23 protein-coding genes are annotated in these 24,579 nt (G+C 71.2%); 11 read left to right on the forward strand and 12 right to left on the reverse strand.

The window, feature by feature from the left end; all coding sequences use genetic code 11:
• Positions 1-33 precede the first annotated feature (33 nt).
• Positions 34-468: a MerR family transcriptional regulator gene (locus GEV28_RS11355; RefSeq protein WP_291411443.1), complete on the forward strand. Its 435-nt coding sequence runs from the start codon at positions 34-36 to the stop codon at positions 466-468.
• A gap of 205 nt (positions 469-673) precedes the next feature.
• On the opposite strand, the gene GEV28_RS11360 is transcribed toward GEV28_RS11355, so the two are convergent.
• The 8 genes from GEV28_RS11360 to GEV28_RS11395 form a co-directional block, all read right to left on the reverse strand.
• Positions 674-1,651, reverse strand: a complete 978-nt coding sequence (locus GEV28_RS11360; protein WP_291411445.1) for a zinc-binding alcohol dehydrogenase family protein — start codon at positions 1,649-1,651, stop codon at positions 674-676.
• A 78-nt stretch (positions 1,652-1,729) separates the two neighbouring features.
• The gene (locus tag GEV28_RS11365; RefSeq protein WP_291411447.1) at positions 1,730-2,470 is read right to left on the reverse strand and encodes a M15 family metallopeptidase; all 741 of its coding nucleotides are present in this window, start codon (positions 2,468-2,470) and stop codon (positions 1,730-1,732) included.
• A gap of 139 nt (positions 2,471-2,609) precedes the next feature.
• A complete protein-coding gene (locus GEV28_RS11370; protein WP_291411449.1) occupies positions 2,610-3,521 on the reverse strand; it encodes a carbohydrate ABC transporter permease in 912 nt (303 codons plus the stop codon).
• 1 nt (position 3,522) lies between these two features.
• The gene (locus GEV28_RS11375) at positions 3,523-4,467 is read right to left on the reverse strand and encodes a carbohydrate ABC transporter permease (RefSeq protein ID WP_291411451.1); all 945 of its coding nucleotides are present in this window, start codon (positions 4,465-4,467) and stop codon (positions 3,523-3,525) included.
• Positions 4,467-5,510 (reverse strand): ABC transporter ATP-binding protein, encoded by a 1,044-nt coding sequence (locus tag GEV28_RS11380; RefSeq protein ID WP_291411453.1) that lies wholly within the window; start codon positions 5,508-5,510, stop codon positions 4,467-4,469. Before GEV28_RS11380 ends, GEV28_RS11375 begins: the two co-directional genes overlap by 1 nt.
• A 59-nt stretch (positions 5,511-5,569) precedes the next feature.
• On the reverse strand, positions 5,570-6,946 hold the full coding sequence (locus GEV28_RS11385) for an extracellular solute-binding protein (RefSeq protein WP_291411455.1): 1,377 nt from the start codon (positions 6,944-6,946) through the stop codon (positions 5,570-5,572).
• A gap of 311 nt (positions 6,947-7,257) precedes the next feature.
• Positions 7,258-8,100 carry a crotonase/enoyl-CoA hydratase family protein gene (locus GEV28_RS11390; RefSeq protein WP_291411457.1) on the reverse strand — a complete coding sequence of 281 codons (843 nt, stop codon included), beginning with the start codon at positions 8,098-8,100 and terminating at the stop codon, positions 7,258-7,260.
• Positions 8,100-9,755 (reverse strand): acyl-CoA dehydrogenase family protein, encoded by a 1,656-nt coding sequence (locus GEV28_RS11395; protein WP_291411459.1) that lies wholly within the window; start codon positions 9,753-9,755, stop codon positions 8,100-8,102. Before GEV28_RS11395 ends, GEV28_RS11390 begins: the two co-directional genes overlap by 1 nt.
• A 52-nt stretch (positions 9,756-9,807) precedes the next feature.
• On the opposite strand from GEV28_RS11395, the gene GEV28_RS11400 reads away from it, so the two are divergent.
• From GEV28_RS11400 to GEV28_RS11410, 3 genes are all read left to right on the forward strand, one after another.
• On the forward strand, positions 9,808-10,530 hold the full coding sequence (locus tag GEV28_RS11400; protein WP_291411461.1) for a PaaX family transcriptional regulator C-terminal domain-containing protein: 723 nt from the start codon (positions 9,808-9,810) through the stop codon (positions 10,528-10,530).
• A 247-nt stretch (positions 10,531-10,777) separates the two neighbouring features.
• Positions 10,778-11,509 (forward strand): beta-phosphoglucomutase family hydrolase, encoded by a 732-nt coding sequence (locus GEV28_RS11405; RefSeq protein WP_291411463.1) that lies wholly within the window; start codon positions 10,778-10,780, stop codon positions 11,507-11,509.
• Positions 11,506-13,842: a glycosyl hydrolase family 65 protein gene (locus GEV28_RS11410; RefSeq protein ID WP_291411465.1), complete on the forward strand. Its 2,337-nt coding sequence runs from the start codon at positions 11,506-11,508 to the stop codon at positions 13,840-13,842. The genes GEV28_RS11405 and GEV28_RS11410 overlap by 4 nt, the downstream gene beginning before the upstream one ends.
• Positions 13,843-14,026: 184 nt before the next feature.
• On the opposite strand, the gene GEV28_RS11415 is transcribed toward GEV28_RS11410, so the two are convergent.
• Positions 14,027-14,284, reverse strand: coding sequence for a ribbon-helix-helix protein, CopG family (locus GEV28_RS11415; RefSeq protein WP_291411467.1), 258 nt, complete (start codon positions 14,282-14,284; stop codon positions 14,027-14,029).
• Positions 14,285-14,525: 241 nt separating this feature from the next.
• Between GEV28_RS11415 and GEV28_RS11420 the strand changes: the two genes are divergently transcribed.
• The 3 genes from GEV28_RS11420 (at position 14,526) to GEV28_RS11430 (ending at position 15,913) form a co-directional block, all read left to right on the forward strand.
• Positions 14,526-14,687: a hypothetical protein gene (locus GEV28_RS11420; RefSeq protein WP_291411469.1), complete on the forward strand. Its 162-nt coding sequence runs from the start codon at positions 14,526-14,528 to the stop codon at positions 14,685-14,687.
• On the forward strand, positions 14,684-15,136 hold the full coding sequence (locus GEV28_RS11425) for a hypothetical protein (protein ID WP_291411471.1): 453 nt from the start codon (positions 14,684-14,686) through the stop codon (positions 15,134-15,136). Before GEV28_RS11420 ends, GEV28_RS11425 begins: the two co-directional genes overlap by 4 nt.
• Positions 15,137-15,661: 525 nt before the next feature.
• Positions 15,662-15,913, forward strand: a complete 252-nt coding sequence (locus GEV28_RS11430) for a ribbon-helix-helix protein, CopG family (RefSeq protein WP_291411473.1) — start codon at positions 15,662-15,664, stop codon at positions 15,911-15,913.
• 143 nt (positions 15,914-16,056) lie between these two features.
• On the opposite strand, the gene GEV28_RS11435 is transcribed toward GEV28_RS11430, so the two are convergent.
• The gene (locus tag GEV28_RS11435) at positions 16,057-19,023 is read right to left on the reverse strand and encodes a glycine--tRNA ligase (RefSeq protein WP_291411516.1); all 2,967 of its coding nucleotides are present in this window, start codon (positions 19,021-19,023) and stop codon (positions 16,057-16,059) included.
• Positions 19,024-19,101: 78 nt separating this feature from the next.
• Here GEV28_RS11435 and GEV28_RS11440 point away from each other — a divergent pair, with 78 nt between their 5' ends.
• Genes GEV28_RS11440 through GEV28_RS11450 form a run of 3 tightly spaced genes read left to right on the forward strand, consistent with a single transcriptional unit; the run spans position 19,102 to position 21,913 of the window.
• Complete coding sequence (locus GEV28_RS11440; RefSeq protein ID WP_291411475.1) at positions 19,102-19,752, forward strand: hypothetical protein; 651 nt, start codon at positions 19,102-19,104, stop codon at positions 19,750-19,752.
• The gene (locus GEV28_RS11445) at positions 19,749-21,062 is read left to right on the forward strand and encodes a serine protease (protein ID WP_291411477.1); all 1,314 of its coding nucleotides are present in this window, start codon (positions 19,749-19,751) and stop codon (positions 21,060-21,062) included. Before GEV28_RS11440 ends, GEV28_RS11445 begins: the two co-directional genes overlap by 4 nt.
• A gap of 20 nt (positions 21,063-21,082) precedes the next feature.
• A complete protein-coding gene (locus tag GEV28_RS11450) occupies positions 21,083-21,913 on the forward strand; it encodes an alpha/beta hydrolase (protein ID WP_367115086.1) in 831 nt (276 codons plus the stop codon).
• A 105-nt stretch (positions 21,914-22,018) separates the two neighbouring features.
• Here the strand turns inward: GEV28_RS11450 and GEV28_RS11455 are convergent, their stop codons facing one another.
• Complete coding sequence (locus GEV28_RS11455) at positions 22,019-22,318, reverse strand: WhiB family transcriptional regulator (RefSeq protein WP_291411479.1); 300 nt, start codon at positions 22,316-22,318, stop codon at positions 22,019-22,021.
• A 166-nt stretch (positions 22,319-22,484) separates the two neighbouring features.
• On the opposite strand from GEV28_RS11455, the gene GEV28_RS11460 reads away from it, so the two are divergent.
• Positions 22,485-23,441 (forward strand): Ku protein, encoded by a 957-nt coding sequence (locus tag GEV28_RS11460; RefSeq protein WP_291411480.1) that lies wholly within the window; start codon positions 22,485-22,487, stop codon positions 23,439-23,441.
• Positions 23,442-23,451: 10 nt separating this feature from the next.
• Here GEV28_RS11460 and gcvT read toward each other — a convergent pair whose 3' ends face one another.
• Positions 23,452-24,540 (reverse strand): glycine cleavage system aminomethyltransferase GcvT, encoded by a 1,089-nt coding sequence (gene gcvT / locus GEV28_RS11465; RefSeq protein ID WP_291411482.1) that lies wholly within the window; start codon positions 24,538-24,540, stop codon positions 23,452-23,454.
• Positions 24,541-24,579: the final 39 nt, after the last annotated feature.

Consider the following 24,579-nt stretch of genomic DNA (forward strand, 5'->3'; position numbering starts at 1 on the left):
TCTGGACCCGGCTCCAAGGTTTACCGTCGGGTCATGACCACGAGCGCACCGGCCGGGCTGCTCGTCGCCGAGCTCGCCGCGGCGGCCGAGGTCGGCCCGGACACCATCCGGTACTACGAGCGCACCGGCCTGATCGACCCGCCGCCGCGCACCTCGGGCGGTTACCGCCGGTTCCCACCGGACACGGTCGACCGGCTCCGGTTCATCCAGGGCTGCCAGCGGCTGGGTCTGCGCCTGCGCGACATCGGCGACCTGCTTTCCATTCGGGACACCGGGGTGTGCCCGTGCGAGCCCGCCGAGGAGCTGCTGCGCCGCCGGATCGACGAGCTGAACGAGGAGGTCACGAGGCTCACCTCGCTGCGGGCGGACCTCGTGCACATGGTCGACGCGCTGCCCCGCGAGCCGTGCCCGAACCCGCGCCCCGGCACCTGGTGCCCACCGGTCATGAACGAAGGAGGTGATTCCTGATGTGCTGCGACGACCTGATCTGCGGCAGCGGCTGCGGCTGCGGCTGCGGTTGCGGCTGCGGCTGACCTGATCCCCGCCGGCGAGGCGCCCGCCGGCCCTGTATCGATGGTTCGCTCGCACGCTCGCCCTGCATTGATGGTTCGCTCGCAGGCTCCGGGACGCCGCTCACGGTCGCCCTGTGACACTGGTTCGCTTGCAAGCTCGCTCACGGGACCAGCACCGCCGCGCCGTTGACGCGGCCTTCCGCCAGGTCGAGCAGCGCGCGGTCGGCCGTCTCGAGTGGATAGTCGGTGGTCTCGACGCGCAGCCGGTGCTCGCCGGCGAACTCCAGGAACTCCCTGGCCTGGCCCCGGGTGTTGGCCGTGACGCTGCGCAGCTGCCGGTCCTGGAACAGATGCCTCTGATAGTCGAGCGGCGGGATGTCGCTGAGGTGGATGCCCGCCACCGCCAGGGTCCCGCCCCGGTCCAACGCTTCCAGCGCGACCGGCACCAGCGACCCGGCCGGCGCGAAGATGATCGCCGAGTCCAGCGGCGGCGGCTCCGCCGACACGGACGCGGCACCGAGCGAGAGGGCCAGCTCCCGGGCGGCCGCGCTCCGGGTCACCACATGAACCTCCGCACCCCGCGCGATCGCCACCTGCGCGGCCAGGTGCGCACTCGCCCCGAACCCGTAGATCCCGAGCCGCCCACCCGCCGGCAGAGCCGAGCGCAGCAGCGCGTGGTACCCGATGATCCCGGCGCACAGCAGCGGCGCGAGCGCGCTGTCGGCGTACCCGGAAGGCAGCCGCAGCGCGAAGTCGGCCGGCACGACCGCGAGGTCCGCGTAGCCGCCGTCCGCGTCCCACCCGGTGTAGGTCGACGATGGACACAGGTTCTCCGCGCCCCGCAAGCAGAACCTGCACCTCCCACACGTCCCGCGCAGCCACGCGATGCCGACGAGCTCCCCCGGCGCGAAGCCACCCGAGGCCGCGACCACCTCGCCGACGACCTCGTGCCCCGGCACCACATCCGCCCGGTGCACCGGAAGGTCCCCCTCGGCCACGTGCAGGTCGGTCCGGCACACCCCGCAGGCCCGCACCCGCACGAGCAGCTCCCCCGCCGCCGGCTGCGGCGCCGACTCCGACCGCAGCCGCAGCGGCCAGGACGCCGCAGGCCCCGGATGCTCGACCCGCCAGGCACGCATGGGCCCATCCTGCCCGCACAGCACTCGGGCCCGCACCCGGAAGGCGCGGGCCCGAGGCCGGCGAGCGAGCCGAACCGGCTAACAGTTCGGTGCGCTCCAGAACCGGCTGGACTTGTTGCCGACGTGGGTGTGGTCGTTGTGGTCGGGGTAGCCCTGGCTGAGCAGCTCCTCGAACCCGGCGGACTTGCCCGCGTTCCACATCTGGCACTGCGACGGGCCGCTCGACAGACCGAGGTCCGCCGCCTGCCCGTACATGTGCAGGCTCGTCGACGAGCCGCCGACCGCCGAGTTGCACGACACGCTGCGGAACGACGAGGTGATCACGATCCCGCGATCACCCAGCTTGTGCCGCATCGCTTCCAGCTGCCACATGATCCGGCGGATGTTCTCCTTGGCCGTCGCCGCGGTCACCTTGCCGCCGTTGAAGTTGTTCGCGCCGCAGTTGTCGTCGAACTCCGAGTACGCGAAGTGCGCAGGGGTGCAGTCGGAGTCCTGCAGCGCGTAGATCTTGCTGAAGGTCGCCGGCCCGGCGATGCCGTCGGCGGCTAGCCCGTAGCCGGACTGGAACCGCTTCACGGCGTTGGTCGTGGCCGGCCCGTAGGAGCCGTCCAGGGCGAGGTTCTCCCCGTAGGAGACCCAGCCCGCCACCCGGATCTGGAGCTGGGTGACGTCCGCACCGCTCGCGCCGGGCGAGAGCGTGCGGTTCCAGGTGTAGCAGTCGTCCGCCGCGGCCGTCGGGGCCGCGACCACGGACACGGTGACCGTGCCGGCGATCGCGAGGACGAGCACGGCGAGAAGGTAGGCAAGACGTTTGTGCATAACGCCTCCACTGAGAATGCGACGGTGCAGGGAGTGCCGTCGCCGCGAAGGATCGTCCAGCGCAAATCATGCCAAGTCAACTGATAGTTAGATATTTTCCGCCATTTGTCGCAATGCAACAGGTCTCGTGTGCGGCCGGTCAGCCCTTGACCGCACCCGCGGTGAAGCCGGCGATGAACTTGTCCAGGAAGAGGTTGAACACGAACGCGATCGGCACCGCGACGAGCACCGTGGCCGCCTGCAGCGACTGCCAGAAGAACACGTCACCGCGGATCAGCTCGGTCGGCACCCCGGTGCTGACCGGCATCTGCGCGGGCGGCGAGACGAACGCGAGCGCGTAGATGAACTCGCTCGCGGTCAGCGTGAACGCGAACACCACCACCGCGACGATGCCCGGGAACACCAGCGGCACCACGGCCCGCGCGAACGCGCCCAGCCGGCTGTAGCCGTCCACCATGGCCTGTTCCTCGACATCCCGGGGCACCGACCGCAGGAAGCCCATCAGCAGCCACACCGACACCGGGATCGTGATCGTCGGGTACACGAGCACCATCGACCACGTCGAGTCCTGCAGACCCAACCCGACGACCACCCGGGACAGCGACAGGAACAGCAGGCTCGGCGGGATCAGGTACACGAGGAAGATCGCGATCCCGAGCGGCCCGGACCACGGCCGGTCCAGCCGGGCGAGCGCGTAGGCCGCGGGCAGCGCGAAGGCCAGCGTGATCAGCACGACGAGCACGCCCACCCACAGCGTGTTCCACGCGAACGTGAGGAACTGGGTGTCGGTGAACAGGTAGGTCATGTGGTCCGGCGTGGCCGGCCGGTTGAACAGGAACGGGTTGTTGTCGGCGTTGTACAGGTCGCGGTTCTGCTTGAACGCGGTGATCGCGCTCCACAGGAACGGTCCCGCGCTCACCACCGCGACCACGATGGCGGCGACGTACACGCCGATCCGCGCGCCCGCGTGCCGGCGGCTGTACTTGCGGCGCAGCGCCGCGGCCTGCGCCTCGGACATGCGGGTGGCGTCCACATCGGTTCGGCCGACCATCTCAGCTCACCTCGATCCGGCGCACCAGGCGGAGGATGCCCACCGCGACCGCGAGCAGCAGCGGGAACAGGAACAACGCGATCGCCGCGCCACCGGCCACGTCACCGCCGTCGATGCCGCGGTAGAACGCCCAGCTGGTCAGCACCTGGGTGGCGTCGTTGGGCCCGCCGCGGGTGAGGACGCGGACCACCGCCATGTCGGTGAACGTGAAGATCGCGCCGAACAGCGCCGCCACCGCGATCACCGGCATGACGAGGGGGATCGTGATCTCGAACATCCGCCGCCAGTAGCCCGCGCCGTCCACCTTCGCCGCCTCGTCGATGTCCCGCGGGATCGCCACGAGGCCGGCCATCAGGATCACCGCGGCCAGCGGGACCAGCCGCCACACGTGCACCGCGATCACCGACGTCATGGCGAGACCCGGCTCGCCGAGCCAGTACATCTGCCCGCCCTTGGGGAGCAGGCCGACCTGGCGGAGCACCCAGTCGATCGGCGAGTAGATCGAGTCGAGCAGCCACAGCCACGAGATGGACGACAGCGCGACCGGCGTGGTCCAGGGCAGCAGCACCAGGAACCGCACGATCCACTTGCCGCGGAAGTTCGCCACGAGGATGTTCGCCAGGATCTTGCCGAAGATCACGATGAACACCATGGACACGCCGGTGAACACGAACGTGTTGCCCAGCGAGCGCCAGAACACCGGGTCGTCGAAGGCGCGGGCGAAGTTGCGGAAGCCGACCCAGTCGAACGACGGGTCGCCCGCGGACACGTCGGAGAACGCGAACCCGATCGCCAGCGCGAACGGGATCGCCACCAGCGCGATGATGTAGACCACGCTGGGCAGCAGGAAGAGCCACGCGAGCACGCCGTCCCGGTCGGCGATCCTGCGCCGCGCCAGCTCCTTGACCGGGGTTGGCTCGACCTTTGCCTCCGTGGCGGTCGCCATCAGACGCCCAACCGGATCGGCTCGGTGCGCAGCCCTTCTTCTCCCGCGTCGAAGAACCGCAACCTACTGGCGTGCACGGCGAAGTCGTGCGTCTCGCCGGCGGTGATCGGGGTCTCCACCGTGGCCGGCAGCCGGGCGACGACCCGGGTGGGCTCGCCGATCCCGGTGACCGTGCCGTACAGGTGCCGGTCGCCGGACAGGTACTCGATCCGGTCCACCGCGAGCGGCATCACCGCGCGGTCGTCGGAGCGCACGACCTCGACCGGGAGCAGGTGCTCGGGCCGGAAGCCGACCAGGTGGCCGTCCCGCGGCACGAGGTTCATCGGCGGCGAGCCGATGAACGTGGCGACGAACGTGTCCGCCGGGTCGTCGTAGATCTCCGCCGGCGGCCCGACCTGGCGCACCGTTCCCTGGTACAGCACCGCGATCCGGTCGCCGAGGCCCATCGCCTCGACCTGGTCGTGGGTCACGTAGATGGTCGTGGTGCCGATCTCGTCCTGGAATGACTTCAGCTCGTCGCGGGCCGACGCACGCAGCTTCGCGTCCAAGTTGGACAGTGGCTCGTCGAGCAGGAACACCTGCGGCTCGCGGACCAGTGCCCTGGCGAGCGCGACCCGCTGGCGCTCGCCGCCGGACAGCTGGCGCGGCTTGCGGGCGAGGAGCTTCTCGATCTCGAGGAGCTCGGCCGCCCACCGCGCCTTCCGGTCCCGTTCCTCCTTCGCCATGCCCACCGCACGCAGCGGGAACACGATGTTGGCCAGCACCGTCTTGTGCGGGTAGAGCGCGTAGCTCTGGAACACCATGGCGATCTTGCGGGCGCGCGGCGGCAGCCCCGTGACCACGTGGTCGTCGATCAGGATGTCGCCGCTGGTCGGCTCCTCCAGACCGGCGATGGTGCGCAGCAGGGTGGTCTTGCCGCACCCGGACGGGCCGAGCAGGACAAGGTACTCACCGTCGCCGGCGGTGAGGTTCACGCCGTCGATCGCGTGCACCTTCCCGCTGTCGAACTGCTTGGTCAGCTCGCGGACCTCGACGACCGCCACCCGGACTCCCTCTCAGCATTGATGCTCGCTCCGCAAGCTCCGCTCAGCAGCATGGTCGCTCAGCCGCCGACGAGCCCTTGGGCACGCCACTTGTCGAAGATCGCGTTGACCTGGCCGGCCGCCTCGGTGACCGACTCCTGCGGGGAGGCCTCGCCGCGCACGGCCCGCGCGAACATGTTCGGGATGACGAAGGTGTTGAACACCTCGCCGATCGCGGTCGACGCCGGCCCGGGGTGGCCGATGTTCGCGCTCCACGGGATCGCGTCGGACAGGAACGCGAGCTTGTCGGCCGGCTTCGCGCCGAACGGGTCGTCGTTGAGCCAGGCGTCCCGGTCGGGCGTGAGCTTGTCCCACGCGCAGAAGTCGTAGAGCTTCGAGTGGTAGGTGGCGGAGGCGAAGTTCGCCGTGTAGTGCAGCAGGAACTCCTTGGCCGCGTCCGGTGCCGTCGCGTGCTGCGGGACGATCCAGTTGTAGAGCACGTGCTGCGCGGCGAGGGCCGCCTTCGGGCCACGCAGCGCCGGCACGAAGTGGACGTCGTCGGCGACGTCCGGGTTGGACTCCTGCGCGGTGCGCCACGCGGAGATCGAGTTGACCACATAGGACAGCTTGCCGGCGACGAGGCCCTGGTTGTTGCTGGCGGCGTTCCAGGAGAACACCTCGGGCGTCATGGCCTGCTTGTAGAGCTTGGTCATGAACTCGACCGCGGCCACGGTCTCCGGCGAGTCGAGGATGACCTTCTCGTTCTCGTCCTGCTCGGACGCGCCGTAGGACCACATCAGCGCGCGCAGCACCATGTTGGAGTCGATCTCCTGGGACATGCCGAGGCCGAGCTGGATGCCGTCCTTGCTCTTGATCTCGGTCGCGCCGGTGAGCAGGTCGTCCCACGTCGTGGGGCCGTCGGCGAAACCCGCCGGCTCCCACAGCGACTTGCGGAAGTTGCCCGGGTCGGGGACCCAGCCCGGCGAGTAGGCGTAGAACTTGCCGGTCGTGGGGTTGGAGCTGGACTTCGCGCACAGCGACAGCTGCTCGCCCCAGCGGGAGCTGGCCTCGTCGACGAGGTCCTTCATGTCGAGCACGCTCGGCTCGTACTGGGACAGCGTCGCGATGTACTGGATGAGGTCGTGGCCCTCGCCGGCCTGCACCTCGGCGGCGATGCGGGTCGGGATCTGCGCCTGGTCCACGTGGTCGACGGTGACCTTCACGCCGGTCCGGTTGCCCCAGTCCTGCGCGAACTTGTCGAACCAGGTGTCGTGGCTCGGCACGAAGTGGCTCCACAGAAGGATCTTCAGCTCACCGGAGAGCTTGCTCGCGGGCTCGGCGAAGGTCGTCTCGGGAGCCTCGCCGGTCGAGCCGGGATCGGTGGTCGGGGACTCCTCACTGGCACAGGCACTGCCGAAGCCTGCGGCCATGGCGGCGACCGCCGCCGCGCGTAACACGTCGCGCCGGCTGTGAGGAACACGGAAAATGCGGGGAACGCCTTCGTTCATCGCGGACTCCAGCCCTCGAAGGTGTATCAGAGGGGCACCGTAACGCCGTAATGAGTCACATCACTAGACCCGATCAAGAACCGTGACCTCTGACCTGGGCGAACACCGCACACCCGTTCGCCCTGCGAACACCACTGAATCGTTCCCGAGCCGCGAGTCCAACCCACAGAACCCGCGAGTCCAACACTCGCGACCTGCGAGTCCAACATTCGTCACTCCCGGACGGGGACTCGCGGGTCCGGAACGTTGGACTCGCGGGGTTACTTCGGGCGGGAGCCGTAGTCGCCGAAGGGGTTGTCTCGTTCGCGGACCGCTCGGCGGAAGCCGACGTTCCGCGAGCGCGTCACGAAGTCCTGGCCTTCCTGGGTGTGCCTCGCCACGCCGTCCAGCAGGGTGCCCAGGGTCCGCGCGGAGCGGAGGCCCATGTTCTCCGCCGTCTGGTTGCACAGCAGCTTCAACATCTCCAGCTGGTTGCCCGGCAGCATCGCCATCCGCCTCGCCAGGGCGGTCGCGTGCTCCGACAACGCGGCGTCCGGCACGCATTCGCAGATCAACCCTATCTCCGCCGCGCGCGGGGCCGGGATCTCGTCGCCGGTCAGCAGGTACCGCTTCGTCTGCTCGAAACCCAGGCGGTAGATCCACATCGGCGTCGTCGGGGTGCCCCACACGCGCGACGGCGGGTAGCCGAACGTCGCGCCCTCCCCCGCCACGATCAGGTCCGTGCACAGCACGAGATCCGTCCCACCCGCGACGCACCAGCCGTGCACGGCCGCGATCGTCGGCTTGGCCGCGTACCAGAACTTCAGGTACACGTCCACGAACGAGCTCAGCATCCGGTAGTCCCGCGCCGAGTCCCACACCCGCCCGCTCGCCGCCTCGGTCGCCTGCAGCTCGGTCGACCAGTCGAGACCGTAGCCCGCGCAGAACGCCGGGCCGTCCGCACGCAGCAACATGACCCGCACGTCGGGTTCCGCGTCCGCGTCGTCGATCGCCGCGGACAGCTCGTCGCGCAGCTGCGGGGTGATCGTGTTGTACTCGTCGGGCCGGCACAGGATGATCGAGCGGACGCCGGCCTCCGTCTCCGTTCGTACCGCCGGACCCATCACTTGACCCGGGCGCGCTCGAGGATCGCCGCGGTGTCCACTCCGGACGGAAGGGTGCCGAAAGCGATGCCCCAGTCGCCGCCCAGCCGGGAGGCGCAGAAGGCGTCCGCGACCGCGGGGTGGCCGTACCGCACGAGCAGGGATCCCTGCAGCACCAACGCCATCCGCTCGACCAGCCGGCGGGCGCCGGCCTGCGCGGCGACCGGGTCGGTCAGCCCGCCGAGCTCCGCCCGGAGCGTGGCGACCGCGTCGTCGAGCCGGCGGTCCGCACCGGCGGCGGTCGAGACCTCGGCGAAGAACGCCTCGGTGCCCGACCCCATGGCCCGCAGCACGTCGAGCGCGGCGACGTTGCCCGAGCCCTCCCAGATCGAGATGAGCGGCGCCTCACGGTACAGCCGCGGCATGCCGGACTCCTCGACGTAACCGTTGCCGCCCAGGCATTCCAATGCTTCCGCCGCGTGCGCGGAGGTCCGCTTGCACACCCAGTACTTGCCGACCGCGAGCCCGATCCTGCGGAACGCGGCCGACTGCTCGTCCCCCGCGACGGCCCGGTCGGTGGCGCCGGCGAGGCGCATGGCGAGCGCCGTGGCGGCCTCGGACTCGATCGTCAGGTCCGCCAGCACGTTGCGCATCAACGGGGTGTCGACGAGGTAGCCGCCGAACGCCTGCCGGTAGCCGGCGTGGTGCACGGCCTGCACGAGTCCCGCGCGCATCCCGGCGGCGCCGGCGATCACGCAGTCCAGCCTGGTCATGTTGACCATCTGGATGATCGTGCGGACGCCGTGGCCCTCCTCCCCCACGAGCCACGCGACGGCCTCGTCGTACTCGACCTCGGCCGAGGCGTTGGACCGGTTGCCGAGCTTGTCCTTGAGCCGCTGCAGGTACATGCGGTTGCGGGTGCCGTCGGGCAGGACGCGCGGGAGGAGATAACAGGACAGCCCACTGCCGTCCTGCGGGACACCCGAACCCGAGGCTGCCTGGGCGAGCACGAGGAAGACGTCGCACATCGGCGCGGAGGTGAACCACTTGTGGCCGGTGAGCAGGTAGCTGCCGTCGGGCCGCGAGACCGCGCGGGTGGTGTTGGCGCGGACGTCGGAGCCGCCCTGCTTCTCGGTCATCGACATGCCGGCCGTCAGGCCCTGCTTGGTCTCCGGGGCGCGCAGGCCCGGGTCGTAGGCGGTCGCCGCGAGCAGCGGTTCGAACCGCCCCGCCAACTCGGGGCTGTGCCGCAGCGCGGGGACCGCGGCGTAGGTCATCGAGATCGGGCAGGCGTGGCCGGCCTCGACCTGGCCCCACAGGTAGAACTTGGCGGCCCTGGCGACGTGCGCGCCCTCGCGTTCGTCGCGCCAGGGGGCGGCGTGCATGCCCTGCTCGACCGCGACGGTCATCAGCTCGTGGTAGGCCGGGTGGTACTCGACCTCGTCGATGCGGTTGCCGTAGCGGTCGTGGGTGCGCAGGACCGGCTCGTTCTCGTTGGCGACCCGGCCCCACTCCTGCGCCTGCGCGGTGCCGGCCAGCCGGCCGAGCTCGTGCACGGCGTCCTCGGCCCACCCCGCGCCCTCCCTGCGCAGGCCCTCGAGCAGCGACGGGTCGTCTGCGGTGTCATGGCCGACGAGCGGCGGGACCTGGTTGGTTACTGCGTGAGTGGCCACCATGGTCGCGATGTTACATTTTCTGAACACGCGACACCAGAGTTGTAAGGATGTCATGCTCGAGATCCCCGGCCTCCGGCCGCTCACCGCCCGGTCGGCGGTGCTGAGCACGCTGCTGGGCGCGCACCCGCCCCGGTTGCCGGCACGGAGCCTGGTGAAGGTGGGCGAGCTGTTCGACATCGCCGAGGGGACGATCAGGGTCGCACTGTCCCGGATGGTCGCGGCCGGCGACCTCCTGCAGGTCAACGGGGACTACGAGCTGACCTCGCGGCTCGAGCGACGGCAGGCGAGGCAGGACCAGAGCCGCACCCCGGCCGTCCGGCCGTGGGCGGGCGACTGGGAGATCGCGGTGGTGACCGCGGACCGCCGCCCACCGGCCGAGCGGATCGCGTTCCGCCAGACGATGGCCGGGCTGCGGCTCGCCGAGCTGCGGGAGGGCACGTGGCTGCGCCCGGCGAACCTGTCCCGGCCGCTGTCCGTCGACTGCGTGGTGCTCGTCGGCCGCCCCGTCGACGACCCCGGCGGCCTGGCCGCGTCGCTGTGGGACCTGCCCGCGTGGGCGGCCCGGGCCCGACTGCTGCACGACGCGCTCGACGAGGCCGACGGGCTGCCGGCGAGGTTCATCCTCGCGGCGGCCGTCCTCCGCCACTTCGTCGCCGACCCGCTCCTGCCCGCCGAGCTGCTGGCCGCCGACTGGCCGGGCGACGCGCTGCGGTCGCGCTACGAGCGGTTCGACCGGTCGTTCCAGGCAATGCTGCGCGCCCACCTCGGCATCTGACCCCGCTCCCGCCGACCGGACGGCGCCGGGCTCGGCCTCCGGCCCCGGAATCCAGCCTACGGACGGGCACCGACGGTTCCGCCCGAAGCGGATCAAGCCTGTGGACAACCCCGAACCCGCGGGGGCCCCCCGCATTCCAGCTTATCGACGCACACCGACGATTTCGGGCATCCGCGGACCTGGCCTGTGGGCAACTCACCGGTCGTGGCGAACGGCGGCCCGGCGACGCGTTCGGTAGCGTGCCCCTGTGATCGGCTTGCCAGACCACGTGACCGCCTGCCTGTTCGACCTCGACGGGGTGCTCACCGGCACCGCGGAGCTGCACCGCGCGGCGTGGAAGGAGACCTTCGACGCCCTGCTGCGCGCCCGCGACGGCGCCGCGTTCGCGCCGTTCACCGAGGCCGACTACAACAACTACGTCGACGGGCGGCCGCGGTTCGACGGCGTCCGCGCGTTCCTCGTCGCCCGCGACATCTCGCTGCCCGAGGGCACGCCGGGCGACCCGCCGTCCGACGACACGGTGGGTGGCGTGGGCAACCGGAAGAACGAGCGGGTGCAGCAGATCATCGCCGAGCGGGGGGTCAACCCCTACCCCGGCTCCGTGCGGTACATCCAGGCCGCCAAGGACGCGGGACTCAGGATCGGGGTCGTCACCTCGTCGGCCAACGGTGCCATGGTGCTCGACGCCGCGGACCTCACCAAGTTCGTCGAGGCACGCATCGACGGCGTGGTGATCGTCGAGCGCAAGCTGCACGGCAAACCGGCCCCGGACTCGTTCCTCGCGGGCGCCGAGGCGCTCGGCGTCGACCCGAAGAACGCCGCGGTGTTCGAGGACGCACTCTCCGGTGTGCAGGCCGGCAGGACCGGTGGCTTCGGCTACGTCGTCGGCGTCGACCGGGCCGGCCAGGCCGACGCGCTGCGCCAGCACGGCGCCGACATCGTGGTCACCGATCTCGCCGACCTGTTGGAGGAGAAGTGAAAGGCTTCCAGGTCGCGCCGTGGGAGCTGCGCTGGAACACCCTCGACCTCGACGCGCTCGAGCAGACCGAGGCGATCTTCGCGCTCTCCAACGGCCACATCGGACTCCGCGGCACCTTCGAGGAAGGCGAGCCGCGCGGCATCCCCGGCACCTACCTCAACGGCTTCTACGAGCAGCACCCGCTCCCCTACGCCGAGGCAGGCTACGGCTACCCGGAGGACGGCCAGACGATCGTCAACGTCACCGACGGCAAGATCGTCCGGCTGCTCGTCCAGGACGAGCCGCTGGACATGCGCTACGGCCGCGCCGTCGAGCACCACCGGGCGCTGGACTTCCGCTCCGGCACGCTGCGCCGGGACACCGTGTGGGAGTCGCCGACCGGCCGCCGGGTCCGCGTCCGCACCGAGCGGCTGGTCTCGTTCACCCAGCGCGCGGTCGCCGCGATCCGCTACGAGGTCGAGCCGATGGACGGCGGCGTGCAGCTCGTCGTCCAGTCCGACCTGCTCGCCAACGAGCCGGTCCTCGTCCAGAGCAAGGACCCGCGCGTCGCCGCGATGCTGTCCGCGCCGCTGGTCGCCGAGGACGCGGCCGCCAAGGACTACCGGGCCTCGCTCGTCCACCGGACCAGGCGGTCTCAGCTGCGCCTGGCCGCCGCGATGGACCACGAGCTCGAGACCGACGACGGGCTGCGCTGCGAGATCCATGCCGAGGCGGACCTCGCCCGGCTGACCGCCGCGGTCGACGTGCCGAGCGGCTCGGCGCTGCGCCTCACCAAGTACCTCGGCTACGGCTGGTCGGCCCGCCGGTCCGCGCCGTCGCTGCGCGCGCAGGTGGACGCCGCGCTGTCCGGCGCGCTGCAGACCGGCTGGACGGGCCTGCTCGCCGAGCAGCGGGCGTTCCTCGACGACTTCTGGGCCAACGCCGACGTCGTCGTCGAGGGCGACGAGGAGCTGCAGCAAGCCGTGCGGTTCGCGCTGTTCCACGTCCTGCAGGCCGGGGCCCGCGGCGAGAGCCGGGCCATCCCGGCCAAGGGCCTCACCGGCCCCGGCTACGACGGGCATTCCTTCTGGGACACCGAGACGTTCGTGCTCCCGGTGCTCACGTACACGATGCCGGAGGCGGCCAGGGACGCGCTGCGCTGGCGACACTCCACTGTGGACAAGGCGAAGGAGCGCGCGGACGCGCTCGGGCTCGCCGGCGCGGCGTTCCCCTGGCGGTCCATCGACGGTGCCGAGTGCTCGGCGTACTGGCCGGCCGGCACCGCGGCGTTCCACGTCTCCGCGGACGTCGCCGACGCCACCGTGCGCTACCTGGCCGCCACCGAGGACACCGAGTTCGAGCGCGACCACGCCGTCGAGCTCCTCGTCGAGACCGCGCGGCTGTGGTCCTCGCTCGGCCACCACGACGTGCACGGCGGGTTCCGCATCGACGGCGTCACCGGCCCCGACGAGTACTCCGCGGTGGTGGACAACAACGTCTACACGAATCTGATGGCGCAGCGGAACCTGCGCGAGGCGAGCGACGTGTGCGCCCGCCAGCCCGAGGCCGCCGCGATGCTCGGCGTCACCGACGAGGAGACCACGTCCTGGCGCGCGGCCGCGGACAAGATGGTGGTCCCCTACGACACGGTGCTCGAGGTGCACCCGCAGTCCGAGCGGTTCACCGAGCACGCCGAGTGGGACTTCGAGAACACGCCCGACGAGCACTACCCGCTGCTGCTGCACTACCCGTACTTCGACCTGTACCGCAAGCAGGTGGTCAAGCAGGCCGACCTGATCATGGCGATGTACCTGCGCGGCGACGCGTTCACCCCCGAGCAGAAGGCACGCAACGTCGCCTACTACGAGCCGCTGACCGTGCGCGACTCCTCGCTGTCGGCGTGCACGCAGGCGGTGCTCGCCGCGGAGGTCGGCCATCTGGACCTGGCGTTCGACTACTTCGCCGAGGCCGCGTTCACCGACCTGCACGACCTGCACGACAACGTGCGCAACGGGCTGCACATCGCCTCGCTGGCCGGCGCGTGGATGGTCGCGGTCGCCGGGTTCGGCGGCATGCGCGACCACGACCGCTCGCTCGGCTTCGCGCCGCGGCTGCCCGCCGCGCTCACCCGGCTCACGTTCCGGATGACCTACCGGGACAGCCGGTTCTCCGTCGAGATCGACCAGAACGGCGCCGAGTACCGGCTGCTGTCCGGGCCGGAGCTGTCGGTGACCCACCACGGCGAGGACATCACGATCGTCGCCGACCCGGTGCGCCGGTCGATCCCGCCCGCGCCGCGGCATCCGACGCCGACCCAGCCCGCCCGCCGGGCACCACGCCGCCGAGGTCGCTAGGTCGTGTCTCGTGGATCTTGGTCGATGGGATTCGTGATCCAGCTGTCTCCTGGCAAGGCGGCGGAAGGCCGCGCATACCGGGTTGTATTCGGGCCTTCCGACAACGCGGCCAGGGGGCAGCTGGGCGCGAATACCACGATCCAAGATCCGCGAGACATGGCCTAGTACCCCCCGCCGGGGAGCGCTAGAGGAGCACCACTTCGCGGGTGCCGTCCGGGCCCGTTACCGTCAGCCGCTCGCCGCCTTCCTTGACCGCGCGGTAGACGAAGTCGCCGTAGCCGACGAGCCGGCGCAGGGCCTCGGTGAGCGAGACGCCCTCGCGCCGGATCACGTCCTCCAGCGCCCGCACCATGTCCGGCGAGATGGCGACGTTGATCCGCTTCGGCTCCGTGCGGGGGCGGCTTTGCCGGGCGTCGTCGACGTCCGGGCGGCTACCCGACATGGCCACATCCTGATCTGTGCGCATAGCGAGCACTTCCTGACAAGTGATCGGCCCTTGTTGTGATCCCGCCCCGGACAAAGCCTCGGTATGGCTGGTTGCCCGCCGCCGCCAGGCAGCAGTAGCAAGTCTGGCACGCGAAATGCAGTGATGCAACATGTCATATGCGCCTGATAAATGTTGTTTATGTGCCATTCTGGAGCTAATCTGCTCTTGAGAGTGACGTTCGAAGGAACGACGAGCCATGCAAGACACCAGCCCGGCAGCGAACCAGCGCCCCGAACCGGTCGGCGGCCGCGACGGCGACGGTCAGGCTTGGGTGGCGGTCACCTGGCTGGAGGACGATGTCGACGAACCGGTCGACACCCCGCTCATCGCCCTGCTCCCCGTACCGGACTCGCCATGACCCCGCCGGCACCGGAACCGCCGCGGCTCCTGCGCCGGTTCCGCCGGCCGCCAGCCGGGGAGGTCGATGAGGACGGCACCTGGGTCGACCGGTCGCCGCCGGGCAACCGTGCGCTCATCGCCCGCGGCCGGGAGCTGGAACTGCGCGCGCAACAGGCCGAGATCGAGGCGAGGTCGGCCGCGCGCCGGCACTACCTGCGCATGCAGACGTGGGTGCTGCTCGGCGTCGGCGCGCTGATCCTGCTGACGATCATCGCGCTGGTGCTGGGACTCTGGGTGGACGCCATCAGCGCCTCGTTCGCCACCGAGCTCGCGCGGATCATGCTGCCGATCCTGCTGGGCGCCGCGGCGACGATCGTGGGTGCGTTCTTCGGCGCCGGCGCGGGGGTGGGCCCGGGGCGCGACTTCGACACCCGCCGCACCCGCAGGCGGTCGCGCCGCTCGGACTAGGTCGTGTCTCGTGGGTCTTGGTCGATGGGATTCGTGATCCAGCTGTCTCCTGGCAAGGCGGCGGAAGGTCGCTCATACCGGGTTGTATTCGGGCCTTTCGACAACGCGGCCAGGGGGCAGCTGGGCGCGAATACCACGATCCAAGATCCGCGAGACATGGCCTAGCGCGGCGCCGGGATCAGGAGCACCAGGGGCGTGTCGACCGGGCAGTCCGCGGCGTCGAACCAGGTGCCGTCGAGCGGCTCGACACCACTCACCAGCAGCGGTCCGCCACGAAGTGGGACACGGGTCGGCGAGATCACCGCGCACGCGCCAGGTTTCGTGGTGGTGGCGGCGCGGGGCAGAGCTGGTGTCCGGCATGTGCGTGTTTGCCCTCCTCGGCGCCAGAGTCGAGGATAACGCCGGGTCGACACGGTGACAACACTCGGTGAGTGTCGATTATGTGTAGCCCACGTGTTGCATACGCACCGGACACACACCTACACTTAACCCGTTTGGCCGCTACCTATCTCACAGGATGTGATCATGTCGGCGAAGGGCGCACGAACCGAGGCCGCCGAGACCCAGCGCGCGGAGCCGAAGCGGATCAACGTCGCGGTCTCCCCCGACACCGTCCGTGCCCTGGAGCACGTGATCGAGCGAGAGGGTGTCACCCTCACCGAGGCCCTCCGCCGCCTGATCGGCTACGGCGACTTCGTCTACCGCGCCGTGCGGGAGAACAGCGAACAGCTGATCGTCAAGGGGCAGGACGGCACCCGCGAGGTCGTCCTCCTCTAAGCGTTGGACACGCGGGGTTGGCACAGCCTCGCGCCGCGACCAACGCAAGCTCAGGGGACCGTGACGGCACCCAACCACCAACCACCAGAGGTCCGCACCGTCCGCCGGGACGCAACCAACACTGTGAATTCCGGGGAGGCGGACTAGCCCAGCGCCTGCCAGTCGAGGACCGGCGCGGCCAGGTCGCGGATCGTGGCCAGCAGGCCCAACCGCGCCGCGCGGACCGCCGGGTCCTCGGCCATCACCAGGACGTCGTCGAAGAACATGTTGATCGGCGCGGTCAGCCCGCTCGCCGACGCCACGAAGTCCGCCAGCGGGTGCGGACCCGCGCCCAGCGACTCGGCGACCTTGACCAACGCCTGGTGCAGCGCGCCCTCCGCCGGCTCCGTCAGCAGAGCCGGGTCGTAGCGAGCGTCGGTGTCGGCCGGCACGATGCGGCGGACCCGCTGCAGCGCGGCGACCAGCGCGGCGAAGTCCGCGTCGCCGACCCGGCGCTCGATCTCGGCGAGCGTCTCGTCGGCCGTGGCCGGCGGGAGCGCCACGACGGCGGCGACATGCCGGTGGTCGTGACCGGCGTCGAGCAGCTGCTGCTCGAACCGGCGCACCGCGAACTCCGCCATCTCGTCCAGCGTGGCCGGCGGCACCTCGATGCCCTGTGCCCGCACGTGCTCGGCGGCCGCCGCGAGACCCCGCGACACGGTGAGACCACGCAGCGACGGGTGCGCCCGCAGGATGCTCACCACCCCGGCCGCCGCGCGGCGCAGGCCGAACGGGTCCGAGCTGCCGGTGGGCGCGGCACCCACGGCGAACAGGCCGACCAGCATGTCGAACCGGTCCGCCAGCGCCAGCACCGCACCCGGCACCGACACGGGCGGCGCGTCACCGGACGAGCGCGGGCGCTCCATGTCGAACAGCGCCTGCGCCACCGCCTCCGGCTCGCCGGCCCGCACCGCGTACTCGCGCGCCATCACGCCGGCCAGGCTGGTCAGCTCGATCACCATCTGCGAGCCGAGGTCGAACTTGGCGAGCGCCGCCGCCCGCTCCAGCGTCGAACGGTCCGAAGTGGACAGCTCGGTGCCGAGGTCAGCCGCGACCGCGGCGATCCGGGCCGCCCGGTCGGCCATCGAGCCCAGGCGCTCCTCGAAGGCCAGCCGCTCCAGGCCCGCCTTCATCGTCTCCGGCGCCACCTTGAGATCGGCCCGCCAGAAGAAGCTCGCGTCCTCGTACCGCGCCCGCAGCACCGCCTCGTTGCCCGCGCGCACCGCGTCGACGTCGCAGGACCCGTTGGCCACCGCGACGAAGTGCGGCAGCAGCGTCCCGTCGGCGGCCCGCACCGGAAGGTACCGCTGGTGCTTGCGCATGACCGTGGTCAGGATCTCCTGCGGCAGCTCGAGGTAGGACGAGGCGAACCCGCCGAGGATGGCGTTCGGCTGCTCGACCAGGTTGGTGATCTCGTCGAGCAGCGCCGCCTCGCCGTCGACGTCGATCGTGCCGCCGGCCGACTCCGCGAGCGACCGGGCGGCAGCCACGACCGCCGCCCGGCGCTCCTGGATGGACGCCGTGATCCCGTGCTCCGCCAACAGCTCCAGGTACCCGGACGCCGACGACACCTCGATGACCGGCGCCTCCGCGGTGCGGTGCACCCTGGTGGTGCGACCGGACGTCAACGAGGACGCCGCGACCGGCACGAGCCGCGCACCGAGCAACGCCACCAGCCAACGCACCGGCCGGGTGAACGACAGCTTCGGGTCGTTCCACCGCATGTTCTTGTCCGCCCGCAGCTCCGAGACGAGCTCGCCGAGCACACCACTGAGCACCTCGACCGCGCCGCGGCCAAGCTCCTTCCTGGTCACCCCGACGTGCTCGACGCCGTCGACCTCGACCCGCTCCAACGCGGAGACCTCGACGCCCTGCCCGCGGGCGAAGCCCCGCGCGGCCTTGGTCGGCTCGCCGGACGCGTCGAACGCGGCGGTGACCCGCGGCCCGCGCACGAACCGCTCCGCGTCCGGCTCGGCGGGCGCCACGTCGGGCACCAGCGCCACGATCCGGCGCGGCGTCGCGTGCACCTCGACGTCGCCGTGCGCGAGCCGGGTGCCGGCCAGCTTGCCGGCCAGCGAATCCCGCACCGCCCGCGCGGTCCGGGTGACCTCGCCCGGGGGCAGCTCCTCGGTGCCGATCTCGAACAGCAGCGGCGCGGGCTCGGTGACCGTCGCGAACGACGCGGGCGCCGAAGCCTGCGCGGGTGCCTCGGCCAGGCCGAGCGGGTGGCCGAGCTCATCGCGCCGCTCCGCCCACAGCGCCGACACCTCGCGGGCGAGGCCGCGCATCCTGGCGAACGCCTTCGCGCGCTCGGTGGTGCTGATCGCGCCGCGCGAGTCCAGCACGTTGAACGTGTGCGAGCACTTCAGCACGTGCACGTACGCGGGCACGGGCAGCCGGGCGTCGAGCATCCGGCGGGCCTCGGCGGCGTAGTCCTCGAACAGCCGACGCTGGGTGTCGACGTCCGCGTCGTCCAGGTAGAACCGGCTCATCTCGTACTCGGCCTGGCCGAACGCCTCGCCGTAGGAGATGCCGGGCGCGTAGGCGATGTCCTTGAAGTGGCTGACGTTCTGGACCGCCATGACGATGCGCTCGACGCCGTAGGTGATCTCGACCGGCACGGGGTCCACACTCATTCCGCCGGCCTGCTGGAAGTACGTGAACTGGGTGATCTCCAGCCCGTCCAGCCAGACCTCCCAGCCCAGGCCCCACGATCCGGTGGCCGGGTTGGCCCAGTTGTCCTCGACGAACCGGATGTCGTGCGCGTGGCTGTCGATCCCCAGGACTGCCAAGCTCGCGAGGTACTGCTCCTGCGGGTCGCCCGGGTCGGGCTTGAGGATGACCTGGAACTGGGTGTGCGTCTGCAGCCGGTTGGGGTTCTCGCCGTACCGGGCGTCGTCGGGCCGAACGCTGGGCTCGACGTAGGCCACCCGCCACGGCTCCGGACCGAGCACGCGCAGGATGGTCGCCGGGTTGAGGGTGCCGGCGCCGACCTCGGTGTTGAACGGCTGCACGATCATGCAACCGCGGTCGGTCCAGTATCGGGTGAGCGCGAGCAAGGCGTCCTGCATGGTCAGCACCGCACAACCCTAATGTTTCGACCCGATGGCCGAGTCGATGGGCGGCGCGTACCCAATAACATGAATAGTGTGACCGGTTCATTACCCACGCGGTCGCGCCGCCCGGTCGCGATACTTTTCGTGCTGTCGGTGGTCGCGCTGCTGACCACCACCGCGCTGACGGTGATCGCGATCTCCTCCGCCGACGAGCCGGAGCCGTGCTGCGCCGGGCCGGTGGCCGAGGCCGGTGCGCTGCCCTCCCCCACCCGGCCCGCGGACGCCACCCGCAAGGAAGGGCTGCCACACTGCCTGATCGGCTCGTGGCGCATGGCCGACGAGGTCCTGATGACGAAGTTCTACACCGACGTCGACGCGCTGCCGCTCACGACGTCCGGCCGCTACTACGAGCTCCGTGCGGACGGCACCGGTGTCGAACGCAACGCCAACATCAACATGGTCGGCAACTACCAGGGCAACGAGCTACGCCTCGTGGTCAACGGCTGGCGCGAGTTCACCTGGACGGCGACCGGCACGACGCTCACTTTCGTGGCGGTCACCAAGGCGAAACTGACGTGGTCGTTCTACGACCAGCGCGGCCTGCTCGAGACCCAGCCGGAGGGCCCGCGCGCGCTCAACGAGCTGAACAACTACACCTGCTCGGGGGCATCGGTGACCGAGACGGACGCGGGCGGCTCACGGTCGGTGTGGAGCCGCACCACCGACTACGGGGCGTACGGATGAGGCGGTCACTCGCGCTCGGGCTCGCGGCCGCGGCGGTGCTGGCCTCGGCGTCACCGGCTGCCGCGGAACCCACCAGTCCCGAGGAGCGGGCCGCGGCGATCGCCCGGCCCGCCGTGGTGCTCGTCGAGGTCAACTGGCACGGCTGGATCCGCGACCCGCGCACCGGCGAGGTGTTCGGCGGGCCCGCGGGCTACAAGGCCACCACCTCGTGCAGTGGCGCGGTCGTGCACGAGGACGGGTACGTCGTGACCGCCGGAGCCTGCCTCGACCCGGCACCGATCGTCGCGCTCGCGGTGGCGGAGCTGACCAAGCTCGGCCGGGTCGAGGACCCCGCGACGGCTGCCACCCAACTCGCCGACAACGCCGTGCTGGAGGGCGCGACCGAGGGCAGCTCACCGGTCCGCGACGTCCGGGTCGAGCGCGTCGTCGGCGGCTCGGCCACGCCGGAGCGTGACATCGCCCCGGCCACCGTCGTCGACGTCCGCGGGCCGGGTGACGTCGGCGTGCTCAAGGTGCCGCGCGGCCGCATGTCCGCCGTCGCACTCGCCGATGTCGGCGACCTGCCCGCCGGCACCCCGGTTCTCGCCATCGGCTACCCGGAGGCCGAGGACGCCACCGAGCCGGTCAACGAGAGCGGCCAGATCACCACCCGCAGGGCCATCGCCGACAAGCCGTACTACGAGGTCAGCGCGCCCGCGCGGACGAGCATGACCGGCGGCCCGGTGGTGGACATGGACGGCCGGGTGATCGGCCTGACCACCTCGGCCGACGAGGACGGCAACACCCTGGTCACCGCGTCGACGTCGGTGGCCGACCTGCTGCGCCGCGAGGGCGTCGAGGCCACCCCGAGCGCCAACGACCGCAACTACACCGCCGGGCTCGAGCACTACTTCGACGGCGAGTACGCCAAGGCCGTGGAGTTCTTCGACGCCGTGCTCGCCGCGACACCCGACCACCAGCAGGCCGGCGAGTACCGCCGGCTCGCCGCGGGGCGCGAGGACACCGGCCGGCCGCTGCTGGTCTGGCTGATCGCGGCGTGCGGCGCGGTCGCGGTGCTCGCCGCCGCCGCCGGGGCGATACTGCTGGTCATGCGGCGCCGGCACGCCGGCGCCGACCTGCCGACCCCGCCGTTCGGCTTCCCGATGCCGACCGCCGGCCCGGCGAGCGGGCCGATCCCGGTGGCGGGACCGGTGAGCGCGCCGATACCGGTGGCCGAGCCGCCCGCGGACGGCCAGGTGACCACGCCGTCGGTCGCCTCCGACGTGACCATGCCGGCGGTCGGGCCGGGGAAGGACGGGACGGCCACGTGAACCCGCGCCACACTCGACGGGTGCTGGTCCAGGTGCTCGCCGGGGTGGTGGAGCTCGTGGTCGTCGTGGTGACGCTCGCGTACCTGTTCCAGCGCCGGCTCATCTACCTGCCATCGTCCGGCCCGGTCCCACCCGCAGCGACGGTCCTGCCGGGCGCCCGCGACGTGCGGCTGGAGACGGGCGACGGGCTGACCCTCGGTGCCTGGTACGTCCCCGCGGCCAGCTCTGACACCGGCGCCGACCTGGGCGTCAGCGTGCTGATGGCGCCGGGCAACGCGGGCGACCGGTCGATGCGCGCGCCGCTGGCCGAGGCACTGCGGGCACGGGGGATGTCGGTGCTGCTGCTCGACTACCGCGGCTACGGCGGCAACCCGGGCGACCCGACAGAGGAAGGGCTCGCGCTGGACGTGCGCGCGGCGCGGTCCTACCTGGTCGACGAGCTGAACGTGCCACCGGACCGGGTGATCTACTTCGGCGAGAGCCTCGGCGCCGCCGTGGTCAGCGAGCTCGCCACCGAGCACCCGCCGGGCGGGATGCTGCTGCGCTCGCCGTTCACGTCACTGGCCGACGTGGCCGCGACGCTGTACCCGTTCCTGCCGGTACGGCTGCTGCTCAAGGACCGGTTCCCGGTGGTCGAGCACGTCCGGGAGGTGCGGGCGCCGACCGTGGTCGTGTACGGGTCGGCGGACTCGGTGGTGCCGACGGAGCAGAGCCGGGCCGTGGCGCGGGCGGTCGCCGGACCCGTCACCTCCGTCGAAGAGCCCGGCGCCGATCACAACGACGCGGTACTCCTCGACGGCCCCCGACTGGTCGACGCCACGGCCCGGCTCTCCGTTCGGGCGGCCGGGTAGCACCACCGGGCTTGATCACGTCGCCGGTCGCCGTGCCCCGACCCGCCGATGCCCTGAACGACGCGCTCAGGGCGTTCAGCGTCCCCAACGACGCGTTCGAGGCATTCAGGCGACGTGCTCCCCGCGGCGCTTGCGGTGCTGGTAGGCGGCTCGCCGCTCGCCCTCGTCCAGCCCGCCCCAGATGCCGTAAGGCTCGTACACGGTCAACGCGTGGTGGCGGCACTCGACGATGACGGGGCAGCCGCGGCAGATCTCCTTGGCCTTCTCGATGCGCTGCTCGCGCGCCTGGCCGCGCTCGGCCCGCGGGTGAAAGAACATGTCGCTGTTCTGGCCTCGGCAGGCCCCGAGGCGCTGCCAGTCCCAGGTCTCGGCCACGGGACCGGGCAGCCTCGACACGTCAACCATGGGTCTGCTCCTTCACGTACGTTCGTGCTTCGTCGTGCGAGAAGTTGGTACCCCGGCGTGGCGGGCGGCAAACCCCGGCAGGGTCGGACCGGTGTCGGGCTGGTGCATCGTTCCTGGAAGGCGTCATGATGATCCGGTACGAACAGCGGCGGGGAGGGCAGTAGCGGTGGCACGACCGATCTGGAGCGGCGCGATCAACTTCGGTCTGGTGACGATCCCGGTCGAGTTGTACAGCGCGACCGAGGACCACACGATCAGCTTCCGCCAGTTCGAGCGGGGCACGTCGGACCGGATCCGGTACAAGCGGATCAACGAGCGCACCGGCAAGGAGGTGGCGTTCTCCGACATCGTGAAGGGCGCCGACCTCGGCGGCGGCGAGTACGTGATCATCGAGCCGGACGAGCTGGACGCCATCGCGCCCGGCAGGTCCCGGACCATTGACATCAACACGTTCGTCGAGCTCGACGACATCGACCCGGTCCACTTCCAGAAGACGTACTGGCTGGCGCCGGCCAAGGAGGAGTACGGGAAGTCCTACGGCCTGCTGCTCCAGGCGATGGAGAAGACCAACCGGGCCGGGATCGCGTCGTTCGTGATGCGTGGCAAGGAGTACCTCACCGCGGTGCGCGCGGGCGACGGCCTGCTGGTGCTGAACACACTTCTGTTCCCCGAGGACATCCGGGATCCCGCCAAGGAGCTGAAGTCGCTGCCGGAGCTCACCACCGCACGCGGCAAGGAGATCGACATGGCGGTGAGCCTGATCGACTCGATGACCGACGAGTGGCGGCCCGAGGACTTCCACGACACCTACACCCAGCAGGTCGAGAAGCTGATCGAGGACAAGCGCGAGGGCAAGGACATCGTCGCCGAGACCGAGCCGAGCGAGCCGACGAAGGTCGTCGACCTGTTCGAGGCGCTGTCCCGCAGCGTCGAGGGCCGCAAGAAGCGCCGCGACACGCCCGCCGCCGCGCCGTCCGAGCCTTCGGCGGAGGACCTGGACGGCCTCAGCAAGGCCGATCTGGACAAGCTGGCTCGCGACCTCGACATCAAGGGCCGCTCCAAGATGAGCCGCGAGGAGCTCGGCAAGGCGGTCGCGGAGGCGAGGAGCGCGGGCGCCGCCTGAGCCGGGCCGGTCAGGCGCGCTTGTAGAACGGGAGCCCGACCACCTCGACCGGGGTGGCCTTGCCGCGCACGTCCACCGCCAGCTTCGTGCCCGGCTCGGACAGCGCGGGCGGCACGTACGCCATGGCGATCGGGTGGCCCAGGGTCGGCGACAGAGCGCCGCTGGTCACCGTCCCGACCGGGGTGTCGCCGTCCAGCACCGGATAGCCGTGCCGCGGGGCGCGACGGCCTTCGCAGGTCAGGCCCACCAACGTGGCCGGCGCCGACGTCGTGCTGCGCTGCTCGAGCGCGGCGCGGCCGACGAAGTCCGCGGGCTTGTCCAGCTTCACCACCCGCCCGAGACCGGCGTCGAACGGGCTCATCTGCGCCGAGAGCTCGTTGCCGTACAGCGGCATGCCGGCCTCGAGCCGCAGCGTGTCGCGGCACGCCAGCCCGCACGGCAGCAGGTCGGCGCCGCCCGCCTCGGTCAGCGTCCGCCACACGTCGGCGGCGTGCGGCGCCTCCGCGTACACCTCGAAACCGTCCTCACCGGTGTAGCCGGTACGCGCGAGGAGCACGTCGTGGCCACCGATCCGGGTCGGCGTGCTGCCGTAGTACGGCAACGCCGGCAGGTCCGCGTCGGACACCTTCCCGACGACTCCCACCGCGAGCGGGCCCTGCACCGCGATCAGCGCGCAGTCCCGCGACCGGTCCGCCACCTCGACCGTGAACCCCTCCGACCGGGCAAGCAGCTCGCCGGCCACCACCGCCGCGTTCGACGCGTTGGCCACCACCATGAAGTGGTCCGCACCGATCCGGTACACGACCAGGTCGTCGAGCACCCCGCCGTCGACGTCGCAGATCATCGTGTACCGGGCGCGCCCCACCTTCACCGCCGACAGCTTGCCGACCAAGGCGTAGTCGAGCGCCCGCGCCGCCTCCGGCCCGGTGAGCTCGATCTCGCCCATGTGCGACAGGTCGAACAGGCCGGCGGCCTCGCGCACCGCCCGGTGCTCGGCCAGCTCGCTGCCGTAGCGCAGCGGCATCGACCACCCGGCGAAGTCGGTGAACGTCGCGCCGAGTGCGGTGTGTACGTCGTGCAGCGGAGATGCGGTGCTCATGGGAGCGATCCTGCCTGTTGGGACGGGTGCCCGGAACAA

It is taken from the genome of Actinophytocola sp. (assembly GCF_009379765.1).
Classification (GTDB): domain Bacteria; phylum Actinomycetota; class Actinomycetes; order Mycobacteriales; family Pseudonocardiaceae; genus Actinophytocola.

Excerpts from the sequence above, each read along its gene's own strand:
- GEV28_RS11355 (WP_291411443.1), top strand. The coding sequence starts at position 34 with ATGACCACGAGCGCACCGGCCGGGCTGCTCGTCGCCGAGCTCGCCGCG.
- GEV28_RS11360 (WP_291411445.1), bottom strand. The coding sequence starts at position 1,651 with ATGCGTGCCTGGCGGGTCGAGCATCCGGGGCCTGCGGCGTCCTGGCCG.
- GEV28_RS11365 (WP_291411447.1), bottom strand. The coding sequence starts at position 2,470 with ATGCACAAACGTCTTGCCTACCTTCTCGCCGTGCTCGTCCTCGCGATC.
- GEV28_RS11370 (WP_291411449.1), bottom strand. The coding sequence starts at position 3,521 with ATGGTCGGCCGAACCGATGTGGACGCCACCCGCATGTCCGAGGCGCAG.
- GEV28_RS11375 (WP_291411451.1), bottom strand. The coding sequence starts at position 4,467 with ATGGCGACCGCCACGGAGGCAAAGGTCGAGCCAACCCCGGTCAAGGAG.
- GEV28_RS11390 (WP_291411457.1), bottom strand. The coding sequence starts at position 8,100 with ATGGGTCCGGCGGTACGAACGGAGACGGAGGCCGGCGTCCGCTCGATC.
- GEV28_RS11395 (WP_291411459.1), bottom strand. The coding sequence starts at position 9,755 with ATGGTGGCCACTCACGCAGTAACCAACCAGGTCCCGCCGCTCGTCGGC.
- GEV28_RS11400 (WP_291411461.1), top strand. The coding sequence starts at position 9,808 with ATGCTCGAGATCCCCGGCCTCCGGCCGCTCACCGCCCGGTCGGCGGTG.
- GEV28_RS11415 (WP_291411467.1), bottom strand. The coding sequence starts at position 14,284 with ATGTCGGGTAGCCGCCCGGACGTCGACGACGCCCGGCAAAGCCGCCCC.
- GEV28_RS11420 (WP_291411469.1), top strand. The coding sequence starts at position 14,526 with ATGCAAGACACCAGCCCGGCAGCGAACCAGCGCCCCGAACCGGTCGGC.
- GEV28_RS11425 (WP_291411471.1), top strand. The coding sequence starts at position 14,684 with ATGACCCCGCCGGCACCGGAACCGCCGCGGCTCCTGCGCCGGTTCCGC.
- GEV28_RS11430 (WP_291411473.1), top strand. The coding sequence starts at position 15,662 with ATGTCGGCGAAGGGCGCACGAACCGAGGCCGCCGAGACCCAGCGCGCG.
- GEV28_RS11435 (WP_291411516.1), bottom strand. The coding sequence starts at position 19,023 with ATGCAGGACGCCTTGCTCGCGCTCACCCGATACTGGACCGACCGCGGT.
- GEV28_RS11445 (WP_291411477.1), top strand. The coding sequence starts at position 19,749 with ATGAGGCGGTCACTCGCGCTCGGGCTCGCGGCCGCGGCGGTGCTGGCC.
- GEV28_RS11455 (WP_291411479.1), bottom strand. The coding sequence starts at position 22,318 with ATGGTTGACGTGTCGAGGCTGCCCGGTCCCGTGGCCGAGACCTGGGAC.
- gcvT (WP_291411482.1), bottom strand. The coding sequence starts at position 24,540 with ATGAGCACCGCATCTCCGCTGCACGACGTACACACCGCACTCGGCGCG.